Origin of the sequence: Nesterenkonia flava (genome assembly GCF_031432335.1) — a bacterium.
Taxonomy (GTDB): Bacteria; Actinomycetota; Actinomycetes; order Actinomycetales; family Micrococcaceae; genus Nesterenkonia; species Nesterenkonia flava.
In genome coordinates this window covers 20,137-37,204 of sequence record NZ_JAVKGT010000013.1, presented here as the reverse complement: position 1 = coordinate 37,204, position 17,068 = coordinate 20,137, and the positions used below count along the sequence as shown (strand labels likewise).

The 17,068-nt window shown below is 66.2% G+C and carries 18 protein-coding genes; 10 read left to right on the top strand and 8 right to left on the bottom strand.

Annotation, left to right across the window (positions count from 1 at the left end; genetic code table 11):
- Positions 1-41 precede the first annotated feature (41 nt).
- From RH857_RS06470 to glsA, 7 genes are all read left to right on the top strand, one after another.
- Positions 42-833 (top strand): response regulator transcription factor, encoded by a 792-nt coding sequence (locus RH857_RS06470; protein WP_310537189.1) that lies wholly within the window; start codon positions 42-44, stop codon positions 831-833.
- 5 nt (positions 834-838) lie between these two features.
- On the top strand, positions 839-2,182 hold the full coding sequence (locus tag RH857_RS06465) for a M18 family aminopeptidase (RefSeq protein WP_310537153.1): 1,344 nt from the start codon (positions 839-841) through the stop codon (positions 2,180-2,182).
- A 162-nt stretch (positions 2,183-2,344) separates the two neighbouring features.
- Entirely contained in the window at positions 2,345-2,644 is a 300-nt protein-coding gene (gene rpsF / locus RH857_RS06460) for a 30S ribosomal protein S6 (RefSeq protein ID WP_310537152.1), read from the top strand.
- Positions 2,645-2,701: 57 nt separating this feature from the next.
- Positions 2,702-3,265: a single-stranded DNA-binding protein gene (locus RH857_RS06455; protein WP_310537151.1), complete on the top strand. Its 564-nt coding sequence runs from the start codon at positions 2,702-2,704 to the stop codon at positions 3,263-3,265.
- Positions 3,266-3,352: 87 nt separating this feature from the next.
- Complete coding sequence (gene rpsR / locus RH857_RS06450; RefSeq protein ID WP_070159044.1) at positions 3,353-3,592, top strand: 30S ribosomal protein S18; 240 nt, start codon at positions 3,353-3,355, stop codon at positions 3,590-3,592.
- Between the two features lie 33 nt (positions 3,593-3,625).
- The gene (gene rplI / locus RH857_RS06445) at positions 3,626-4,078 is read left to right on the top strand and encodes a 50S ribosomal protein L9 (RefSeq protein WP_310537150.1); all 453 of its coding nucleotides are present in this window, start codon (positions 3,626-3,628) and stop codon (positions 4,076-4,078) included.
- 172 nt (positions 4,079-4,250) lie between these two features.
- Complete coding sequence (gene glsA, locus RH857_RS06440) at positions 4,251-5,282, top strand: glutaminase A (protein ID WP_310537149.1); 1,032 nt, start codon at positions 4,251-4,253, stop codon at positions 5,280-5,282.
- 47 nt (positions 5,283-5,329) lie between these two features.
- Here the strand turns inward: glsA and RH857_RS06435 are convergent, their stop codons facing one another.
- Positions 5,330-6,448: an LLM class flavin-dependent oxidoreductase gene (locus RH857_RS06435; protein WP_310537148.1), complete on the bottom strand. Its 1,119-nt coding sequence runs from the start codon at positions 6,446-6,448 to the stop codon at positions 5,330-5,332.
- Between the two features lie 778 nt (positions 6,449-7,226).
- On the bottom strand, positions 7,227-8,015 hold the full coding sequence (locus RH857_RS06430) for an alpha/beta fold hydrolase (protein ID WP_310537147.1): 789 nt from the start codon (positions 8,013-8,015) through the stop codon (positions 7,227-7,229).
- A gap of 143 nt (positions 8,016-8,158) precedes the next feature.
- Between RH857_RS06430 and RH857_RS06425 the strand changes: the two genes are divergently transcribed.
- Together RH857_RS06425 and dnaB are read left to right on the top strand one after the other, a co-directional pair.
- Positions 8,159-9,673: a peptide synthetase gene (locus tag RH857_RS06425; RefSeq protein ID WP_310537146.1), complete on the top strand. Its 1,515-nt coding sequence runs from the start codon at positions 8,159-8,161 to the stop codon at positions 9,671-9,673.
- Between the two features lie 16 nt (positions 9,674-9,689).
- On the top strand, positions 9,690-11,051 hold the full coding sequence (gene dnaB, locus RH857_RS06420; RefSeq protein ID WP_374761125.1) for a replicative DNA helicase: 1,362 nt from the start codon (positions 9,690-9,692) through the stop codon (positions 11,049-11,051).
- A 28-nt stretch (positions 11,052-11,079) separates the two neighbouring features.
- Here the strand turns inward: dnaB and RH857_RS06415 are convergent, their stop codons facing one another.
- The 3 genes from RH857_RS06415 to RH857_RS06405 form a co-directional block, all read right to left on the bottom strand.
- Positions 11,080-11,628 carry a hypothetical protein gene (locus RH857_RS06415; protein WP_310537145.1) on the bottom strand — a complete coding sequence of 183 codons (549 nt, stop codon included), beginning with the start codon at positions 11,626-11,628 and terminating at the stop codon, positions 11,080-11,082.
- Between the two features lie 55 nt (positions 11,629-11,683).
- Entirely contained in the window at positions 11,684-11,872 is a 189-nt protein-coding gene (locus RH857_RS06410; protein ID WP_310537144.1) for a hypothetical protein, read from the bottom strand.
- 251 nt (positions 11,873-12,123) lie between these two features.
- The gene (locus RH857_RS06405; protein ID WP_310537143.1) at positions 12,124-13,491 is read right to left on the bottom strand and encodes a galactokinase; all 1,368 of its coding nucleotides are present in this window, start codon (positions 13,489-13,491) and stop codon (positions 12,124-12,126) included.
- A gap of 233 nt (positions 13,492-13,724) precedes the next feature.
- Between RH857_RS06405 and RH857_RS06400 the strand changes: the two genes are divergently transcribed.
- Entirely contained in the window at positions 13,725-14,147 is a 423-nt protein-coding gene (locus tag RH857_RS06400; protein WP_310537187.1) for an organic hydroperoxide resistance protein, read from the top strand.
- Between the two features lie 86 nt (positions 14,148-14,233).
- On the opposite strand, the gene RH857_RS06395 is transcribed toward RH857_RS06400, so the two are convergent.
- The 3 genes from RH857_RS06395 to adh all read right to left on the bottom strand — a co-directional run bounded on the left by RH857_RS06395 (position 14,234) and on the right by adh (position 17,043).
- Positions 14,234-14,968 carry a PIG-L deacetylase family protein gene (locus RH857_RS06395; protein WP_310537142.1) on the bottom strand — a complete coding sequence of 245 codons (735 nt, stop codon included), beginning with the start codon at positions 14,966-14,968 and terminating at the stop codon, positions 14,234-14,236.
- 115 nt (positions 14,969-15,083) lie between these two features.
- On the bottom strand, positions 15,084-15,473 hold the full coding sequence (locus tag RH857_RS06390) for a DUF779 domain-containing protein (RefSeq protein ID WP_310537141.1): 390 nt from the start codon (positions 15,471-15,473) through the stop codon (positions 15,084-15,086).
- Positions 15,474-15,519: 46 nt separating this feature from the next.
- Positions 15,520-17,043 (bottom strand): aldehyde dehydrogenase, encoded by a 1,524-nt coding sequence (gene adh, locus RH857_RS06385; RefSeq protein WP_310537140.1) that lies wholly within the window; start codon positions 17,041-17,043, stop codon positions 15,520-15,522.
- Positions 17,044-17,068 lie beyond the last annotated feature (25 nt).

Below are 17,068 nucleotides of genomic sequence, written 5' to 3'. Positions count from 1 at the left end.
AGGTGGCCGCAGAGGCGCCGCGAACCGGGCCCATCCGCGTAATGCTGGTCGATGATCAGCACCTGCTGCGCATGGGCTTCAAGCTCATCCTCGAAGGGGAGGATGACCTGGAGGTCATCGCCGAGGCGGCTGACGGTGCCGAGGCACTGGCCACGCTGGAGTCCCTGGGTGAGGACCGCCCTGATGTGGTGCTGATGGACGTGCGCATGCCGCGCATGGACGGGATTGAGGCCACCGGCAAGATCGTGGAGCGCTGGTGCGACACCAAGGTCATCATCCTCACCACCTTCGACTTGGACGAGTACGCATTCTCGGGGCTGCAGGCCGGAGCCAGCGCGTTCCTGCTCAAGGACGTCGAGCCGGCGGATCTGGTCAGCGCGGTGCGCGTGGTGGCCTCCGGTGATGCCGTGGTGGCCCCGCGCATCACCCAGCGGCTGCTGGAGATGTATGTGCGCAGACCAGAAGGAGCTGGAGAAGCATTCGGCGCGGCCCAGCAGGCGCACTCCCCCGCACAGCGTGGGCATGTGGAGACGCCCGGGCTGGCCGCAGGTCAGGTGCCCTCGGCTCAGGGTCCGGCCGCACCGCTCACCCCCACCGGGGCGGAGATCGCCGCGGCGCTCAATGACGGAGTGCCCAGAGAGCCGCTGACCCAGCGCGAGACCGAGGTGCTCTTCGCGGTGGCCGAGGGCCTGTCCAATGCGGAGATCGCCGCAAAGTTCTTTCTCTCCGAGGCCACGGTGAAGACCCACGTGCGGCGTATCCTCACCAAACTCCAGCTGCGTGACCGTGTGCAGGCCGTGGTCTACGTCTACCAAGCGGGTCTCGTAGGATGAACGCCATGCCCACCAGCACTGATGCGCTGATCGAAGAGCTGAGCCGCTTCGTCACAGAGTCGCCGTCGTCCTACCACGCCGCCCACGCAGCGGCCGGCCGCCTGGTGCGTGCCGGCTTCACCCAGCTGGGGGAGGACCAGGACTGGCCGACAGAGCCGGGACGTTACGTGGTGGTCCGCGAGGGCGCGATCATCGCTTGGGTGACTCCTCGGCACGCTTCCCCCACCACCGGCGTGCGGATTCTGGGTGCTCATACCGACTCGCCCGGCTTCAAGCTCAAGCCGCGCCCCTCAGCCACCGCCTGCGGGTGGGAGCAGGCCGGGGTCGAGGTCTACGGCGGTCCGCTGCTGAACTCCTGGTTGGACCGCGAGCTGCGGCTGGCCGGCCGTCTCATCACCCGGGACGGCGCCACCCACCTGGTCTCCACCGGACCGGTGGCGCGGATCCCGCAGTTGGCCATCCACCTGGACCGGCAGGTCAACGAGGGCCTCACGCTGGGCAAGCAGGCTCACACGATGCCGGTGCTGGGCCTGACCGGCGCGGCGACGGGTCAGGACCACGTGCTGGAGCTCCTGGCCCAGGCTGCGGGAGTTCAGTCGGAGGAGATCGACGGCTACGACATCGTCGTCGCCGACGCCCAGTCCCCGGCCCGCTTCGGCTCCGGAGCCGTCGCTGAGGCCGGGTCCGGTGAGTTTCTGGCCTCCGCCCGCCTGGACAACCTCTCCTCCGTCTACGCCGGGCTGGATGCGCTGATCACGGCCGCGGACGAGGCCGAGACGGGTCATGTGATTCCTCTGCTCGCCGCCTTCGACCATGAGGAGATCGGCTCGGCCACGCGTACCGGTGCGGCGGGGCCCTTCCTGGAAGAGGTGCTGGGGCGGATCTACGAGGGATTGGGACGCCGGGCCGGCCAGGAACACGGGGCCACCGCAGGCCAGCGCGCTCAGGCCTACGCGGCCTCCTGGCACATCAGTGCCGACGCCGGCCATGCTGTGCACCCGAACTACCCCGAGCGCCACGACCCGGGCAACCGCCCCCTGCCCAACCACGGTCCGCTGCTGAAGATCAATGCCAACCAGCGCTACACCACCGACGCCGCAGGAAGCGCCATGTGGCGCCAGGTCTGCCGTGCCGCTTCGGTACCGACCCAGGAGTTCGTCGCCAACAACAACATCCCCTGTGGCTCCACCATCGGCCCCCTGACGGCAACTCGCCTGGGCATCCGCACGGTGGACGTCGGGATCCCGCTGCTGAGCATGCACTCCGCCCGCGAGATGTGCGGAGTTGAGGACATGACCCACCTGCGCAACGCCGTCGTCGCGTTCTACACCGCTGACCTGCAGCAGTAGATAAAAGGTGCACTCCGCCCGCGGAACCACCACCGCGGCATTCGTTTACGGTTGCCTCGGCGTGTAAACTTGATGAGTTGTGTGCATAGGCACACTCGACGTGATTGAACCTCCTGTTACGGAAATCCCGTGACCGCAAGACCGAAGGAGGTGGGTTCACACATGCGTCACTATGAACTGATGGTGCTCGTCGACCCCGAGGTGGATGAGCGCACCGTGGAGCCGACTCTGGGCAAGTACATGGAGCTCGTCAAGAAGGACGGCGGCTCTGTGGAGGAGATCGACATCTGGGGACGTCGTCGCCTGGCCTACGAGATCCAGAAGAAGAACGAGGCGATCTACGCCGTCGTGAACTTCCACTCCACCCCCGACACGGCCAAGGAGCTGGACCGTCTGCTGCGCCTGAATGAGACTATTCTGCGCACCAAGATCATCCGCCCCGAGGACCAGAAGATCGCCTGATCCCCTTCAGGGACCAGGCACACCCCAACATTAGGTACATCAGGCTAGGAGAAGAGCATGGCCGGCGAAACGATCATCACCGTGGTGGGCAACCTGACGGCGGACCCCGAGCTGCGCTTCACCCCTTCGGGTGCGGCGGTCTCAAACTTCGTCATCGCCTCCACCCCGCGGTTCTTCGACCGTCAGACCAACGAGTTCAAGGACGGCGAGACCCTGTTCGTGCGCTGCTCCCTGTGGCGTGAGGCAGCCGAGAACGCTGCTGAATCGCTGACTAAGGGAACCCGCGTCATCGCACAGGGCCGGCTGAAGGCCCGCAGCTTCGAGACCAAGGAGGGCGAGAAGCGCACCTCCTGGGAGCTCGACGTTGATGAGATCGGCCCCTCGCTGCGCTTCGCCACTGCACAGGTCCAGCGCCAGGGAGGCCAGGGCGGCGGGGGATCCCGCTCCGGTGGCTTCGGCGGTGGCGGTGGAGCAGGCTACGGCGCCTCCGAGTCCTTCGGCGGCCAGCCCTCCTCCGGCGGAAGCTGGGGCGACAGCGGCGGTACCCCCGACCCGTGGGGCGGCCAGCCCTCCTCCGGTGGCGGCTGGGACACTCCGCCGAGCAACGAGCCCCCCTTCTAAGGGCCTGAAGAACCACCTGAAATATCCACCATCCCGCACTAGATCTGAAGCTCTGTGCGGGCTCCGAACAAGACAAGGAGCACCACGATGGCAAAGGCTGAACTGAAGAAGCCGAAGCCCAAGGCGAACCCGCTGAAGGCTGCTGACATCAAGGTCATTGATTACAAAGACACCGCCCTGCTGCGGAAGTTCATTTCCGACCGAGGCAAGATCCGTGCACGTCGCGTGACCGGCGTCTCCGTCCAGGAGCAGCGCAAGATCGCCCAGGCGATCAAGAACGCCCGTGAGATGGCTCTGCTGCCCTACTCCGGCGCAGGCCGCGGCTGATCCGGGCCGAGGATTAGGAAAGGAACAACTGATATGGCAAAGCTCATCCTGACTCAGGAAGTGACTGGCCTCGGTGCCCCCGGCGACGTCGTCGAGGTCAAGGACGGTTACGCACGCAACTACCTGCTGCCCCGCGGCTTCGCTCTGACCTGGACCAAGGGCGGAGAGAAGGACGTGGAGCGCATTCGTGCCGCCCGCAAGGCCCGCGAGATCGCGACCGTCGAGGAAGCACAGGCCATCGCCGAGAAGCTGCAGTCTGCCCCCGTGCAGATCAGCGTCAAGTCCGGCGACTCCGGCCGCCTGTTCGGCACCGTCGGCGCCGCCCAGGTCGCTGAGGCTGTCGAGGCTGCCGGCCTCGGCTCCATCGACAAGCGCACCGTGGAGATCCCCGAGCGGATCAAGTCCACCGGCAACTACACCGCGACGGTGAAGCTGCACGCTGACGTCACCGCGAACGTCGACCTGCAGGTCGTCGCCGCCAAGTAAGACACCGTTCGGAGGTTCACACCTTCGCACAGCAGAGCGGCCCCGGGAGATTCTCCCGGGGCCGCTCTGGCGTATCCGGCGCCGATACCCGGGTGCGGCATGAAGGCGACGATCAGCCCGCACCGCTACCGTGGGCCCAGGATGTACCCCCAGGCCACAGGAGAGACCAGCGATGACTGACCATGCCGAAACCCAGCCCGTGGAGGACTACCTCGCCCGTGTGCTCGCCGACTGCGGGGAGGACACCTCGGGGCATCTGCCCAGCGACGCCGAGGACCTGGACAGCGATGTTCCGGGGCAGCACGCGCTGGCACTGACCACCGCGGAGGGGGCTGAGTACGCGGCTGGAGACACCGATCATCTGTTCACCATTCAGTCGATCGCCAAGCCGTTCGTCTATGCCATGGCCATCGATGACCTCGGCCTGGAACGGGTTCAGGAGGCTGTGGGCATGGAGCCCTCGGGGGAGGCCTTCAATGAGCTCTCCTTAGAGGGCGGCACCGGCCGGCCGCTGAACCCCATGATCAACGCCGGGGCCATTGCCACCCACCAGCTGGTCGATCCTCAGGACTATGAGCCGCTGCCGCAGCCCGGGGACGCCTCGGAGGCCCAGCGGAGCGAGTCTGTCATGCGCCGCAGTGCCCGCATCCTCGCCGGCCTGCGTGCCTTTGCGGGCAGGGACCTGCAGGTGGACTGGGAGTCCGCAGACGCGGAGTACGACGACGGCTACCGCAACCTGGCCATCGCGCACATGCTGCGCACTCATGGCGTGCTCGAGGTGGAGCCCGAGGAGGCGGTACGCGGCTATATCGATCAGTGCTCGGTGCTGGTCACGGTCCAGGACATCGCACGGATGGCAGCCACGCTAGCCAACAACGGCCTGCATCCGGAGACGGGGGAACGGGTGGTCTCCCAGCGCGCGGCCCGTCAGACGCTCAGCGTGATGGCCACGTGCGGCATGTACGACGCCTCCGGCCGGTGGCTCGCTCAGGTAGGCATCCCGGCCAAGTCGGGAGTCTCTGGAGGCATCATCGGGGTGCTCCCCGGCCAGGTGGGGCTGGCATCGTTCGCTCCCAGGCTCGACGACGAGGGCAACAGCGTGCAGGGAGTGGAGATGTTCAAGAGACTCTCTCAGGACCTTGGGCTGCATCTCATGGCCAACGAGCGCCGCGACATTGCCGAGAGCCTGCGCCAGGAGTCCTGAACCGGCCGGAGGCAGGGGCGACCCGGCCCGGCCCCGGCTTCCCGAGACTACTGCGGGGGCTGTGCGCCCCCGGGGACGGGTTCCTGCCCGGCTGCGCGGCGCTGCCGCAACCATTCGTGGGTGGGTGCCTCCGGCGTGGTCTCCGGAGCCTGGGCGGCGAACTCGCGCCGCAGCACCGGGACCACCTCCTCACCGAGCATGTCGATCTGCTCCAGCACGGTCTTCAGCGGCAGTCCGGCGTGATCGATCAGGAAGAGCTGGCGCTGGTAGTGACCGGCGTACTCACTGAAGGTCAAGGTCTTCTCAATGACCTGCTCTGGAGTGCCGACTGTCAGCGGGGTCATCTCCGTGAAGTCCTCTAGGGAGGGGCCGCCGCCGTAGACCGGGGCATGGTCGAAGTAGGGGCGGAACTCGCGGACCGCGTCCTGGGAGTTCCGGCGCATGAAGACCTGTCCCCCCAGCCCGACGATAGCCTGATCGGCACTGCCGTGGCCGTAGTGTTCGAACCGCTCACGGTAGAGGTCGATCATCCGGCCGGTGTGCTCGCGGTTCCAGAAGATGTTGTTGTGGAAGAATCCGTCGCCGTAGTATGCGGCCTGCTCGGCGATCTCAGGGGAGCGGATGGAACCGTGCCAGACGAACGGCGGGGTGTCATCCAGCGGCCGCGGTGTGGCGGTGAAGTTCTGCAGGGGGGTGCGGTAGCGGCCCTGCCAGTCCACCTCCGTTTCGCGCCAGAGTTTGTGCAGCAAGGCGTAGTTCTCCACGGCCAGGGGGATCCCGGCCCGGATGTCTTTGCCGAACCAGGGATAGACGGGACCGGTGTTGCCGCGGCCCAGTGTCAGGTCTACGCGCCCCTCGGCCAGATGCTGCACGTAGGCGTAGTCCTCGGCAACACGCACCGGGTCCGTGGTGGTGATCAGCGTGGTAGCGGTGGAGAGGATGATCCGCTGTGTCTGGGCGGCGATGTGGGCCATGAAGATCGGCGGGTTCGCCGGGGCGATGAAAGGCGGGTTGTGATGCTGGCCGATCGCGAACACGTCCAGACCCACCTCCTCGGCCTTCTTGGCGATGGTGACGGTGGCCTGAATTCGTTCGTGCTCGGTGGGGGTGCGTCCGGTAGTCGGGTCCGGGGTGACATCGCCGATCGAGAAGATGCCGAACTGCATGTGTGGCTCCTGAGGGTCAACAGCGAGAAGCACGACGACGACGTCGACTCCGGGCGGGGAAAGCGCCCATCTAATTATTTCAAAATTGAAAGAAAAAGGCCACCGCCCTGACATGGGGCGATGCAAGAACTACGCGAGGGGATTTCACCAGTGTGTGGAAATCCTGTGGAAAACTTGCCGCCGCGATATATCCATACACCCAACAGCAGGTAAACGGCAAGCTGTTGTCACACACAGAGAGCGGTCCGAAAAAAATTTATCCCCACAGGCGTGTCGCTACATTTCCCCTGGTCAGCGCAGCATCGACGGTGGCGATCCGCGCTAATCCACAGGGTTTCCCTCAGGTTGTTCACAAGACACGCCGCCAACTTCACACTTTATCCACAGGGCTTGTGAGCAGAGCTATTGCCCCGGGGTACCCCGAGCCCTACAGTGTGAAGCGTCCCTTTGGGTATCAGCCCCGCACCGGGACCGGTGCGGAAGCTGGTGGAAACGAATTCACCCGGGCGCGGGTATTGGCTGACCCACCTCAGCGTGCATCCGCGTCCACGCTTCGGGCCTGCCCGGCCCGGAGTCAGGGTGTCAGGACGGATGCGCCTCGCGGCCGCCCTGAGACCCACTGAAGAAGGGACATGGGCGATGATCGGGCCGCCGGCCACGCCGGCACTGGGAAGAGGATCACGGCATCGAGGTCTGCGGACCGCGGCTTCGTGATCCTGCCGGTGTCGGCGGCCCGGTCGTGCCGTCCGGGATCCCCGTACGCCCGTGCGCAGAGAACCTAAGCCGCCAGCGGGTGGCGAGCAATGAATCGCGCCGCCTTGGCCGGCCACGTCTCCAGGTCTTCCGGAGTCTCGGCAATGCTCAGCTCGGAGCCGGGGATGAGCTCGTGCAGCGCCAGGGCCGTAGAGACCGGGTGCGCATGATCATCCACCCACGCCAGAATCTGGGTGGGGATCGATATCTGTGAGACCAGGGCCTGGGCAGGCAGATCCGTCTGTGCCGCCCCGCGGAAGAGCGAGGGGAGCAGCTCCTGACTGGCGGCCGGGACCTTCTCATGCCGGCGCTGAGCCAGCGCCGGGGGCGGCAGCACGGAGCGACTGACCCTGACAAAGGCCCCGATCCCCTCGTTCTCCACCAGGTCCGCGGAAGAGAGGTAGGACTTCGCCTGCGCGGCCCGTGACTCCCATGCCGTGGGCGGGACCAGCAGGCTCAGTGTGGCGAATCGAGAGGGAGTCTCCAGCGCAGCGTAGAGCAGGGTGGCCGTGCCCATCGAAGGTCCGGCCGCATGCACCCGCTCCCCGGGGGCCACATGGTCCAGCAGCTCCAGCAGGTCCTGGGCCAGCCTCGGCCAGACGTAGTCTTCCGGCACCGGCCGTCCGGTGGAGGAGCCGTGACCGCGCGCGTCATAGCGCAGTACGCGGAACCCGGTCAGGTCCCGACTCATGTCGAGCCCAGCGCGCTGCTCGCGCGCCGCAGAGGAGGTCAGCCCGTGCAGCTGCACAAAGAGGGGTCCCTCGCCCTCAAGCTCATAGGAGATCTTGGCTCCGTGAGTCTGAAAAATGGCCACGGCCTGCGGTTCACCTTCTCGGACTTGTTCGGCGGCTGCCGCCGCGGAGATCATCAGCAGCCGATCTGACCTGGTGCGAGTTGTTAACTTCAGGTTTCTCGGCTGACATGTGGGGTTGTGGTTACCCATCTACACTACGCCGTATGCGGCTGACCAACGTCTCCCAGATGCAGACCCAGGCCGGGAGGCTCTCCAGCTACGCCGTCGCGGTGCAGCCCCTGAGCCCGGAGGCCTCAGGCGGTGCAGCCTCCGCGCAGCTACCGGTCTCCTTCGACCAGTCCCGGCACGTCAGCTTCGGGTCCAGGCCAGGCTCCTGGATGGGGGTCTCCTTCCAGCTGCCGGCCCACGCGAGCCTTGAGCAGATCGAACAGGCGTGGCTTGCCGTCGTCGCCCGTCACGGCACGCTCCAGAGCGTCTTCGAGTGGGCGCCCGCGGCACGTGCGTCCACGCCGGAACCGCTCCGAGCTGCAGCCGAGGCCGAGGGGCCCGCCCGCTCCGGGGGTCCGGACACTGATCTGACCCTGCAGCGCGTGCAGGTGTTGCCGGGAGCCTGGGAGCGGCTGCGCTCGCCGGCGGCACGTGTCCCGGCCAGCGGGTTCACGGCCCCCACCCCTGCGCCCCCGCGGGACAGTGAGGTGCTCTCCGCGCCGGAGGTCCGCGCCGCCCTGCGGGCCCACTTCGACACCGTGTGCGACCCCTTCGGGGCGCCCTCCTACCGTCTGTGCGTCATCGAGGACGTTCCTGGCACCGAGCCTGGGCGCGGCAGCCTGCGGACCCCGCAGATCATCATCGGCTCGGACCACTCCCATGTGGACGCCTGGTCACTGCTGGTGCTCGTCCGGGACCTCAACGCGTGCCTGGCCGACGTGCTGAGCGGACAGCCCGTCGGTGCGCAGCTGCCGGAGGCCGAGCCCTTCGCGGACCACTCCGCCCTGTTTGAGAACAAGCCGTTCCCCCCGGAGGAGGTCGTCACCCGGTGGCGGGAGATCTTAGAAGCCGGTGGGGGAGCTATGCCCAGCTTCCCCCTGGCGCTGGGGGACATCACCGCCCCGGCCGATGAGGTCGTCGAGGTCCGGGACGTCTTCGATGCGGAGGAGCTGGCCTTTGTGGAGGACCATGCCAGGCAGCGCGGGGTTCGGCTGATCGCCCTGGCGGTCTCAGTGATGACGCGCCTGGCCCGGGAGCTCAGCGGCCAGCCGCTGCGTGCGGTCTTCCCCGTCCATTCCCGCGAGGATCCCCGCTGGTTCAACTCCGTGGGGTGGTTCATCACCAACTCGGTGCTGGAGAACGACGACGACGATATCCGCGCCTCCTATGCGGCGGTCAAGGAGGCCATCAGGCTGGGCTCCTACCCGTTGGCGCCCATTATGCGGCCCTACGGAGGCATGCCTCAGGACCCGGGAATGTTTGCCATGAGCTGGCTGGATCACCGCAAGCTCCCGGTCAACGTCTCCGAGGAGCTGAACCCCCAGCACATCTCTGCGGTCATCCGCACCAACGGTGTCATGATCTGGTTTGTGATCAATGACTCAGGACTGCATCTGCGGTGCCGGTACCCCGACACCAGGCAGGCCCGCAGAGCCATGAGGACGTGGCTGGCGGGCCTGGTCTACGGTCTGCGGGCACCCCTGGAGCAGAGTCCAGGGGCCCCTTCCTGACGGGTACCCTGGTGGGGTGACAATGGAAACCTACGACCCCGGCACCGGGGCAGGAGCCGAATCCCGGACCCCGCCGCAGGATATGGTCGCCGAACAGTCGGTGCTCGGCGGCATGATGCTCTCCAAGGACGCGATCGCCGACGTGGTCGAGATCCTTCGGGGACGTGACTTCTACCGGCCCGCTCACGAGATGATCTACGAGGCGATCGTGGACCTCTACGGCCGGGGCGAGCCCGCCGACGTCGTCACCATCTCCGACCACCTGACCAAGAAGCAGCAGCTGCAGCGCGTGGGCGGACCCGCCTACCTCCACAACCTCGCTCAGTCGGTGCCGACCGCGGCCAACGCCGCCTTCTACGCCGAAATTGTGCGCGAACGCGCCATCCTTCGCCGCCTGGTGGAGGCCGGGACCAAGATCGTGCAGCTGGGTCACTCTGCCGACGGTGAGGTTGACGCGATCGTCAACGAGGCGCAGTCGGAGATCTACAACGTCGCCGAGAACCGGCAGACCGAGGACTATGTGCGCCTCTCGGAGGTGCTGGCGCCCACGATCGATGAGATCGAGGTCAATGCCTCCCACGACGGTTCCCTGACGGGAATCCCCACCGGCTTCCGGGACCTCGATGAGCTGACCCACGGGTTCCACGGTGGTCAGATGATCATCGTCGCCGCCCGTCCGGCGATGGGTAAGTCCACCTTGGCCCTGGACTTCGCCCGCTCCGCCGCAGTGGGCCACAACATGGCGGCGGCCTTCTTCTCCCTGGAGATGGGGCGCAACGAGATCGCCACCAGGCTCCTTTCCGCCGAGTCACAGGTGCAGTTCGCCGATCTGCGCAAGGGGCGTCTGCAGGACTCGGACTGGGAGAAGATCTCCCAGGCCGTGGACAAGCTGGACTCCGTGCCGCTGTTCATTGATGACTCGCCGAACATGTCCCTGATGGAGATCCGGGCCAAGTGCCGTCGCCTCAAGCAGCGCAACAACCTCAAGCTCGTGGTGCTGGACTACCTGCAGCTGCTCTCCTCGGGCAAGCGTGTGGAATCGCGTCAGCAGGAGGTCAGCGAGTTCTCGCGAACCCTGAAGCTGCTGGCCAAGGAACTCGACGTGCCGATTATTGCGCTCTCCCAGCTGAACCGCGGCTCCGAGCAGCGCCCGGATAAGAAACCGCAGGTCTCGGACCTTCGCGAATCGGGTTCCATCGAGCAGGACGCCGATATGGTCATCCTGCTGCACCGGCCTGAGGTCTATGACAAGGAGTCGGAGCGCGCCGGCGAGGCTGACATCATTGTGGCCAAGAACCGTAACGGTCCCACCAAGGACATTGTGGTGGCCTTCCAGGGTCACTACGCCCGTTTCAAGGACATGGCGCGCGACTTCTGAGTGGTCCCCCGGTGCGCCGGAAGGGTCATCAGAAGTAGGCGAGGATCTGGTCCAGGAACAGGAACCCGACGATGCTGTAGATGAGGCCGATCCACAGGGCGTGGGTCAGGCTAAACCAGAACCGTCCGGTCGCGATGAGCAGGCCGAAGGCGGCAGGAAGACATGCCATCACGTAGCCGGAGATGATCAGCCACAAGCCGGTGAACTCGGCCACGGCGACCATGTAGATGCCCACGCCCAGCATCCAGATCATAGTGGCCTGGAACAGCAGGGCGGCAATAAGCAGGGCGGTGACCACCGCCCACAGGTACCGGGCGAGCTGCATGGACCCGCGCGCTGCACGCTGACCGGCGGTGCGCTGATCAGTGCCGCTGCGGGCAGAGCTGCGCGTCCCCCGGGCGGAAGTGCGGGCGCGAGGGTCACCCGTACGTTTGGGGTTCTTCTGCGAGCGCTGCCCGGAGGAGGTGGACTTCTTGCCTGAGCGGGGGGTAGATGAGCTGCGGCGCGCGGAGCTGGACTGTCTGGAGGAGCTGCGCTTCGACGTCGTCGCCGGCTTCTTCTTTTTCTTGGTACTCATCGCGCTTCAAGCGTATCCGCCCCTCGAGGGCAGAAGGAGCAATGAAGCGGCGGGTTCAGCGGCTGATGTAGGGGAGGAGAAGGATGAGCACCATGAGCCCGATCCCCAGTGCCAGGGTGACGGCTACGGCGCGGTTGGAGGCTGATACGCCGAGGTCATCGGCCTCGCGACCTTTGCGGGGCGATGACTGCTGGGCACGGAGATCGAAACGAGTGTCTCCCTCATCTGATTCCTGGGACGTCATATAGACCTCGCTTATGCGGGTTCTCTTTCGTCGGGTGTGGGACGGAACGCACCGGCTCGGCGAACCGGTTCTTGAACGTTCTACTTGGTTCTTCAGGATTTAACTGTAAGTACCAACTCTGAGAGAGACCTGAGCAGAACGTTGGATTTCCCAACGACTCTGAAGGTCAGGGTCCCAGGTCAGCGCCCGACGACGTCACTGCACCACCGCTACCACCGTTACTGGGCCACCCCGCGAATGCCCAGCAGCGACTACACCACGCGAGCGGGTGCGCTGGGCAGCACCTCCAGGAACCGGACCTTCGGGGAGAGCGCCGCCAGTGCCTTGGTCATGCCGGCGGCACGATCCTTGGGCACCAGGGTCAGGACTGAGCCGCCGAAGCCTCCGCCGATGAGCCGGGCGCCCAGTGCGCCCTCACGCAGGGCGGTATCGACCACCTGGTCAGCCATCTCAAAGCTGACCTGGGCATTCTCGCGCATGCTGGTGTGTCCGGCAGACATCACATCGCCGATGGTCTCCGCGGTGTGGTCCACGCCGTGGGCCTCCCCGGTGAGCAGCTTGTGGATCTTCTCCGAGCGCATCATCTCGGTGACGGCGTGCCGCAGGCGACGCCGGCATGCTGCGGTGCTGTAACCATTGATCTCCTCCTGGCCCTCGGCCAGTCGGTCAAACTCCTCCAGCACCTCATCGACGTCCACGCGGCGGCAGGCGTCGGGCACGGTGTCCCGCAGGCGCTCTACACCCAACAGGGCGGCGGCAGCCTCGGATTCGGCCCGGCGGGCGGAGAACTCTCCGCCGACCAAGCGGTGGGGCTGGCCGGTGTCGACGGCGATGAACCGGTAGGAGCGCAGCAGGAAGGAGATATCGACCCGACGCAGGCTGAAGTCCCGGCAGTCCAGCGAGAGCAGCTTGCCTTCGGAGGCGCGCATGCTGGTGGTCTGGTCCAGTCCGCCGGTCCCGGCACCCACGACTTCGGTCTCGGCGCGCACACAGGCGGCAGCAATCACCGCACGCTCGGCGTCGGAGAGCGCACCGTCCAGCTCGCCCTGAGGATTCTCCGCGCCCCGCTCCGTGCCCAGGGCCACAAACGCGAGCGCGGCGGCGCACTCTAACGAAGCGGACGAGGAGAGGCCGGCCCCAATGGGCAGGGTCGAACGAATCAGAAGATCGGCACCGAACTCCGGGGACAGGCGCAGCTCGGCGTGCTCCTCGTCTAACTGGCCGAGGGTCCACAGGACACCGGAGACGTAGCGCGTCCAGTCGGGCAGCTCGGAGGTCTCAGCGGGTCCGGAGGGGGCGTCGTCGTGGGGGTGCGCCGAGACCGCCGCGGAGGCGGGGATCTCCACGATGCCGGTGTCCAGCTCCTCATCCAGAGTGCGCAGGCGCAGGATCCCGTCCTGCCGGGGTGCCGCAGCAACGTAGGTGCCGTGCGGCAGGGCCATCGGCAGGCAGCGGCCGCCGTGAAAGTCGATGTGCTCCCCGTTCAGATTGGCGCGCCCCGGGGCAAAAAAGACTCCCTCGGGTTCGTGACCAAAAACCTGGACGAATCGAACCGAGAGAGCGGAAGCGATCTGCGAGGAGTCCCCTGGCGAGAGCCAGCGGGCCGTCTCATTACTCATGATGTCCCATTCTGCCAGGCTCGCGCACCTGTTCAGTACAGGTTTTCTACAGGTCCACGGTTCAGGGCCGCGGCCCGGAGCCCCGGTCGATGTGCGGACATGCAGGGAATTCCCAGCGGGCGTCTCTGGAACTGCTTCACAGAGTGTGGTGTTGTAAGAGAGGATCAACCACGTACGACGACGGCGCCCGCCGCTCGTCGGCACGCCCCCTACCGAGAGGAGCCCCCATGGCAATTGAGGTTGCTTACACTGCAGAGGCCCTGGCCACCGGCGATGGCCGTAATGGCCACGTCAAGACTGCCGACGGGACCGTTGAGTTCGACCTGGCCGCCCCCAAAGCTATGGGCGGATCCGGCGAGGGCGCCAACCCCGAGCAGCTCTTCGCCGCCGGCTACGCCTCCTGCTTCCACGGCGCGCTGCGCAAGATCGCCGGTGACTCCGGTGTTGATGTCACGGACTCCGCCGTGGGCGTGAAGGCCTCCATCGGCAAGGACGACGACGGCGGGTTCGGCCTGGCCGTGGAGATTGAGGTGGTTCTTCCCCACCTGGACAAGGAGCAGGCTCAGGAGCTGGCCGACAAGGCCCACGCCTTCTGCCCCTACTCCAAGGCCACTCGCGGCAACATCGACGTGAAGGTCACCGTCACCGACGACTGATCCCGTCTCTGACGCAGAGGCCCAGCAGGCGCGGCGCACAGCCGCTGCTTGCTGGGCCTCTGTGGTGCTTCTGAAGCCTAGGAGCGTCACACCATGCGGTGCACCGCGACCCCTATGGCGTTCTCGACGCCCGGCTCGGCGGCGCGCTGGGCGAACTCGGCGCTCATGCCCTCGAGCATGCTGCGGGGATCGAAGTCCCCTCCCAACTCGGCGATGTACTCGCGATGCGCCGCCAAAGACGCGATGCCGCGCTGGAGGGGATCTCCGGTGACGTCGATGAGATGCGTCGGCTGTGCGCCGTGGACCAGCAGCCACGGCGCTCCCCAGGGCTCGAGCCCTTCCTGCTCCGCGAGGTCCCGGTGGACCCAAGGGTTGTCGGCGTCGCGCATGGCGTCTACGGTGGCGATGCCCGTGGCCCTGTGATCAGCATGGTTGAGTCCCCATCCGACCTCGAGCTCCCAGGTCTGGGTGAGGACGACGTCGGGCCGGGTCTGGCGAATGCGGCGGGCGATCGCCCTGCGCACCTGGAGGCTGGGCTCCAGCAGGCCGTCGGGGAAGTCGAGGATGCTCAGATCCGTGACGCCCACCGCCTCGCAGGCGTTTCGCTGCTCTGCGGCGCGCAGCGTGGCGACCTCTTCGGGATCTCGGGAGCGCATACCGGCTTCGCCGGCGGTCAGTAAAAGGTAGGAGACCTCGATGCCGCGGGCAGTCCACCGGGCCGCGGCGGCCGAGCCTCCGTATTCCATATCGTCAGGATGGGCGACGACACAGAGCACACGGTGAATGCCTGCGTCCTCAAAGAGCGGGAGGTGATCGGACATGGCTGTTCTTCCTCCGGCAGGTGGTGGGGCGACGACGTCGCAACAGTCTTGATTCCACAGGACTGGCGCCTGATGCGCAACAGTGAAGGAGCGCTGCCCAGGCCGCCGCGAGGGTCTAGCCGGAGGTCACCGGTTTCAGACGCTGGAGCTCATCCTCGGTGAAGAGACGGGAACGGATGATGAACCGGTGACCGGTGGGTCCTTCAATGCTGAAGCCGGCTCCGCGTCCCTCCGTAACATCGATGGTGATGTGGGTGTGGGACCAGTACTCGTACTGGCTGCGGGAGATCCACACCGGCACCGGCTCCGGGGTCCCGGGTTCGAGCTCTCCGAGGAGCACGTCGGCGGAGCCCGTGAGAAAGGTGCCTTGGGTGTAGCACATGGGCGCCGAACCGTCGCAGCATCCGCCCGACTGGTGAAACATGAGGGGCTTGTTGTGCTCCTCGCGCAGCTGCCTCAGCAGGGCAGCGGCCTGTTCGGTGATGGCGACTCGTTCGGCGCCCATGGCTGACTCCTTCATCGTCCGATGGACGGTCGGTGCCCGGCTCGTTCTAGAAGAAGCCGAGCTTGTTGGCCGAATAGCTGACCAAGAGGTTCTTGGTCTGCTGGTAGTGGGAGAGCATCATGAGATGGTTCTCCCTGCCGATGCCGGACTGCTTGTAGCCTCCGAAGGCGGCATGTGCGGGGTACTGGTGGTAGCAGTTGGTCCACACGCGCCCGGCCTGGATGTCTCGTCCGGCACGGTAGGCGAGGTTCGCCTCACGCGACCACACTCCGGCTCCCAGACCGTAGAGGGTGTCGTTGGCGATCGAGATGGCCTCGTCGTAGTCGGAGAACCCTGTCACGGAGACCACCGGGCCGAAGATCTCCTCCTGGAAGACTCGCATGCTGTTGCTGCCCCGGAAAATGGTCGGTTGGACGTAGTAGCCCTCTGAAAGATCGCCGCCGAGGTCGGCCCGGGCGCCTCCGATGAGGACTTCAGCGCCCTCCTGCTGTCCGATGTCCAGGTAGCTGAGGATCTTCTCCAGCTGATCATTGCTGGCCTGCGCTCCCACTTGGGTCTCGGTGTCCAGCGGATTGCCCTGGACCACGGCCCGGGTGCGTTCCACGGCGGCCTCGAGGAAATCATCGAGGATGCTGCTCTGGATCAGGGCCCGGGAGGGGCAGGTGCAGACTTCACCCTGGTTGAGGGCGAACATCGTGAAGCCTTCGAGGGCTTTGTCGTAGAAGGCGTCGTCGGCGCGTGCCACGTCTTCGAAGAAGATGTTGGGGCTCTTGCCGCCAAGTTCCAGGGTCACGGGGATGAGGTTCTGCGAGGCGTTCTGCATTATGAGCCGGCCGGTGGTGGTCTCACCGGTGAAGGCGATCTTGCGGATCCTGGGGCTGGAGGCCAGTGGTGCCCCTGCCTCCGCGCCGAAGCCGTTGACCACGTTCACCACGCCCTCGGGCAGCAGGTCGGCGATGAGTTCCATCAGCAGCAGGATGGTGGTGGGCGTCTGTTCAGCGGGTTTGAGCACCACGGCATTGCCAGCGGCGAGGGCGGGAGCCAGCTTCCACGTCGCCATCAGGAGGGGGAAGTTCCAGGGGATGATCTGTCCGACGACCCCCAGCGGCTCGTGGAAGTGGTAGGCCACGGTGTCGTGGTCGATCTCGCTGATTCCGCCCTCCTGCGCCCGGATGGCCCCGGCGAAGTACCGGTAGTGGTCCACCGCCAGAGGGAGGTCGGCGGCCAGCGTCTCCCGGACCGGCTTGCCGTTCTCCCAGGTCTCGGCCACGGCCAGCATCTCGAGGTTCTCCTCGATGCGGTCGGCGATGCGGTTCAACACCACGGCGCGGTCTGCCACCGAGGTCTTTCCCCAGGCCGGAGCGGCCTTGTGGGCAGCGTCCAGGGCCAGCTCAATGTCCTCAGCGGTGGATCTGGGGATCTCGGTAAAGGGCTTGCCGGTGACGGGCGAGGGGTTCTCAAAGTACTGCCCCTTCACCGGTGCGACCCATGCGCCACCGATGAAGTTCTCGTAGCGCTCCTTGAAGGTCACAATGCTGCCTTCGGTGCCTGGCTGTGAATAGATGGTCATGACAACCTCCGATGATTCTGATGTG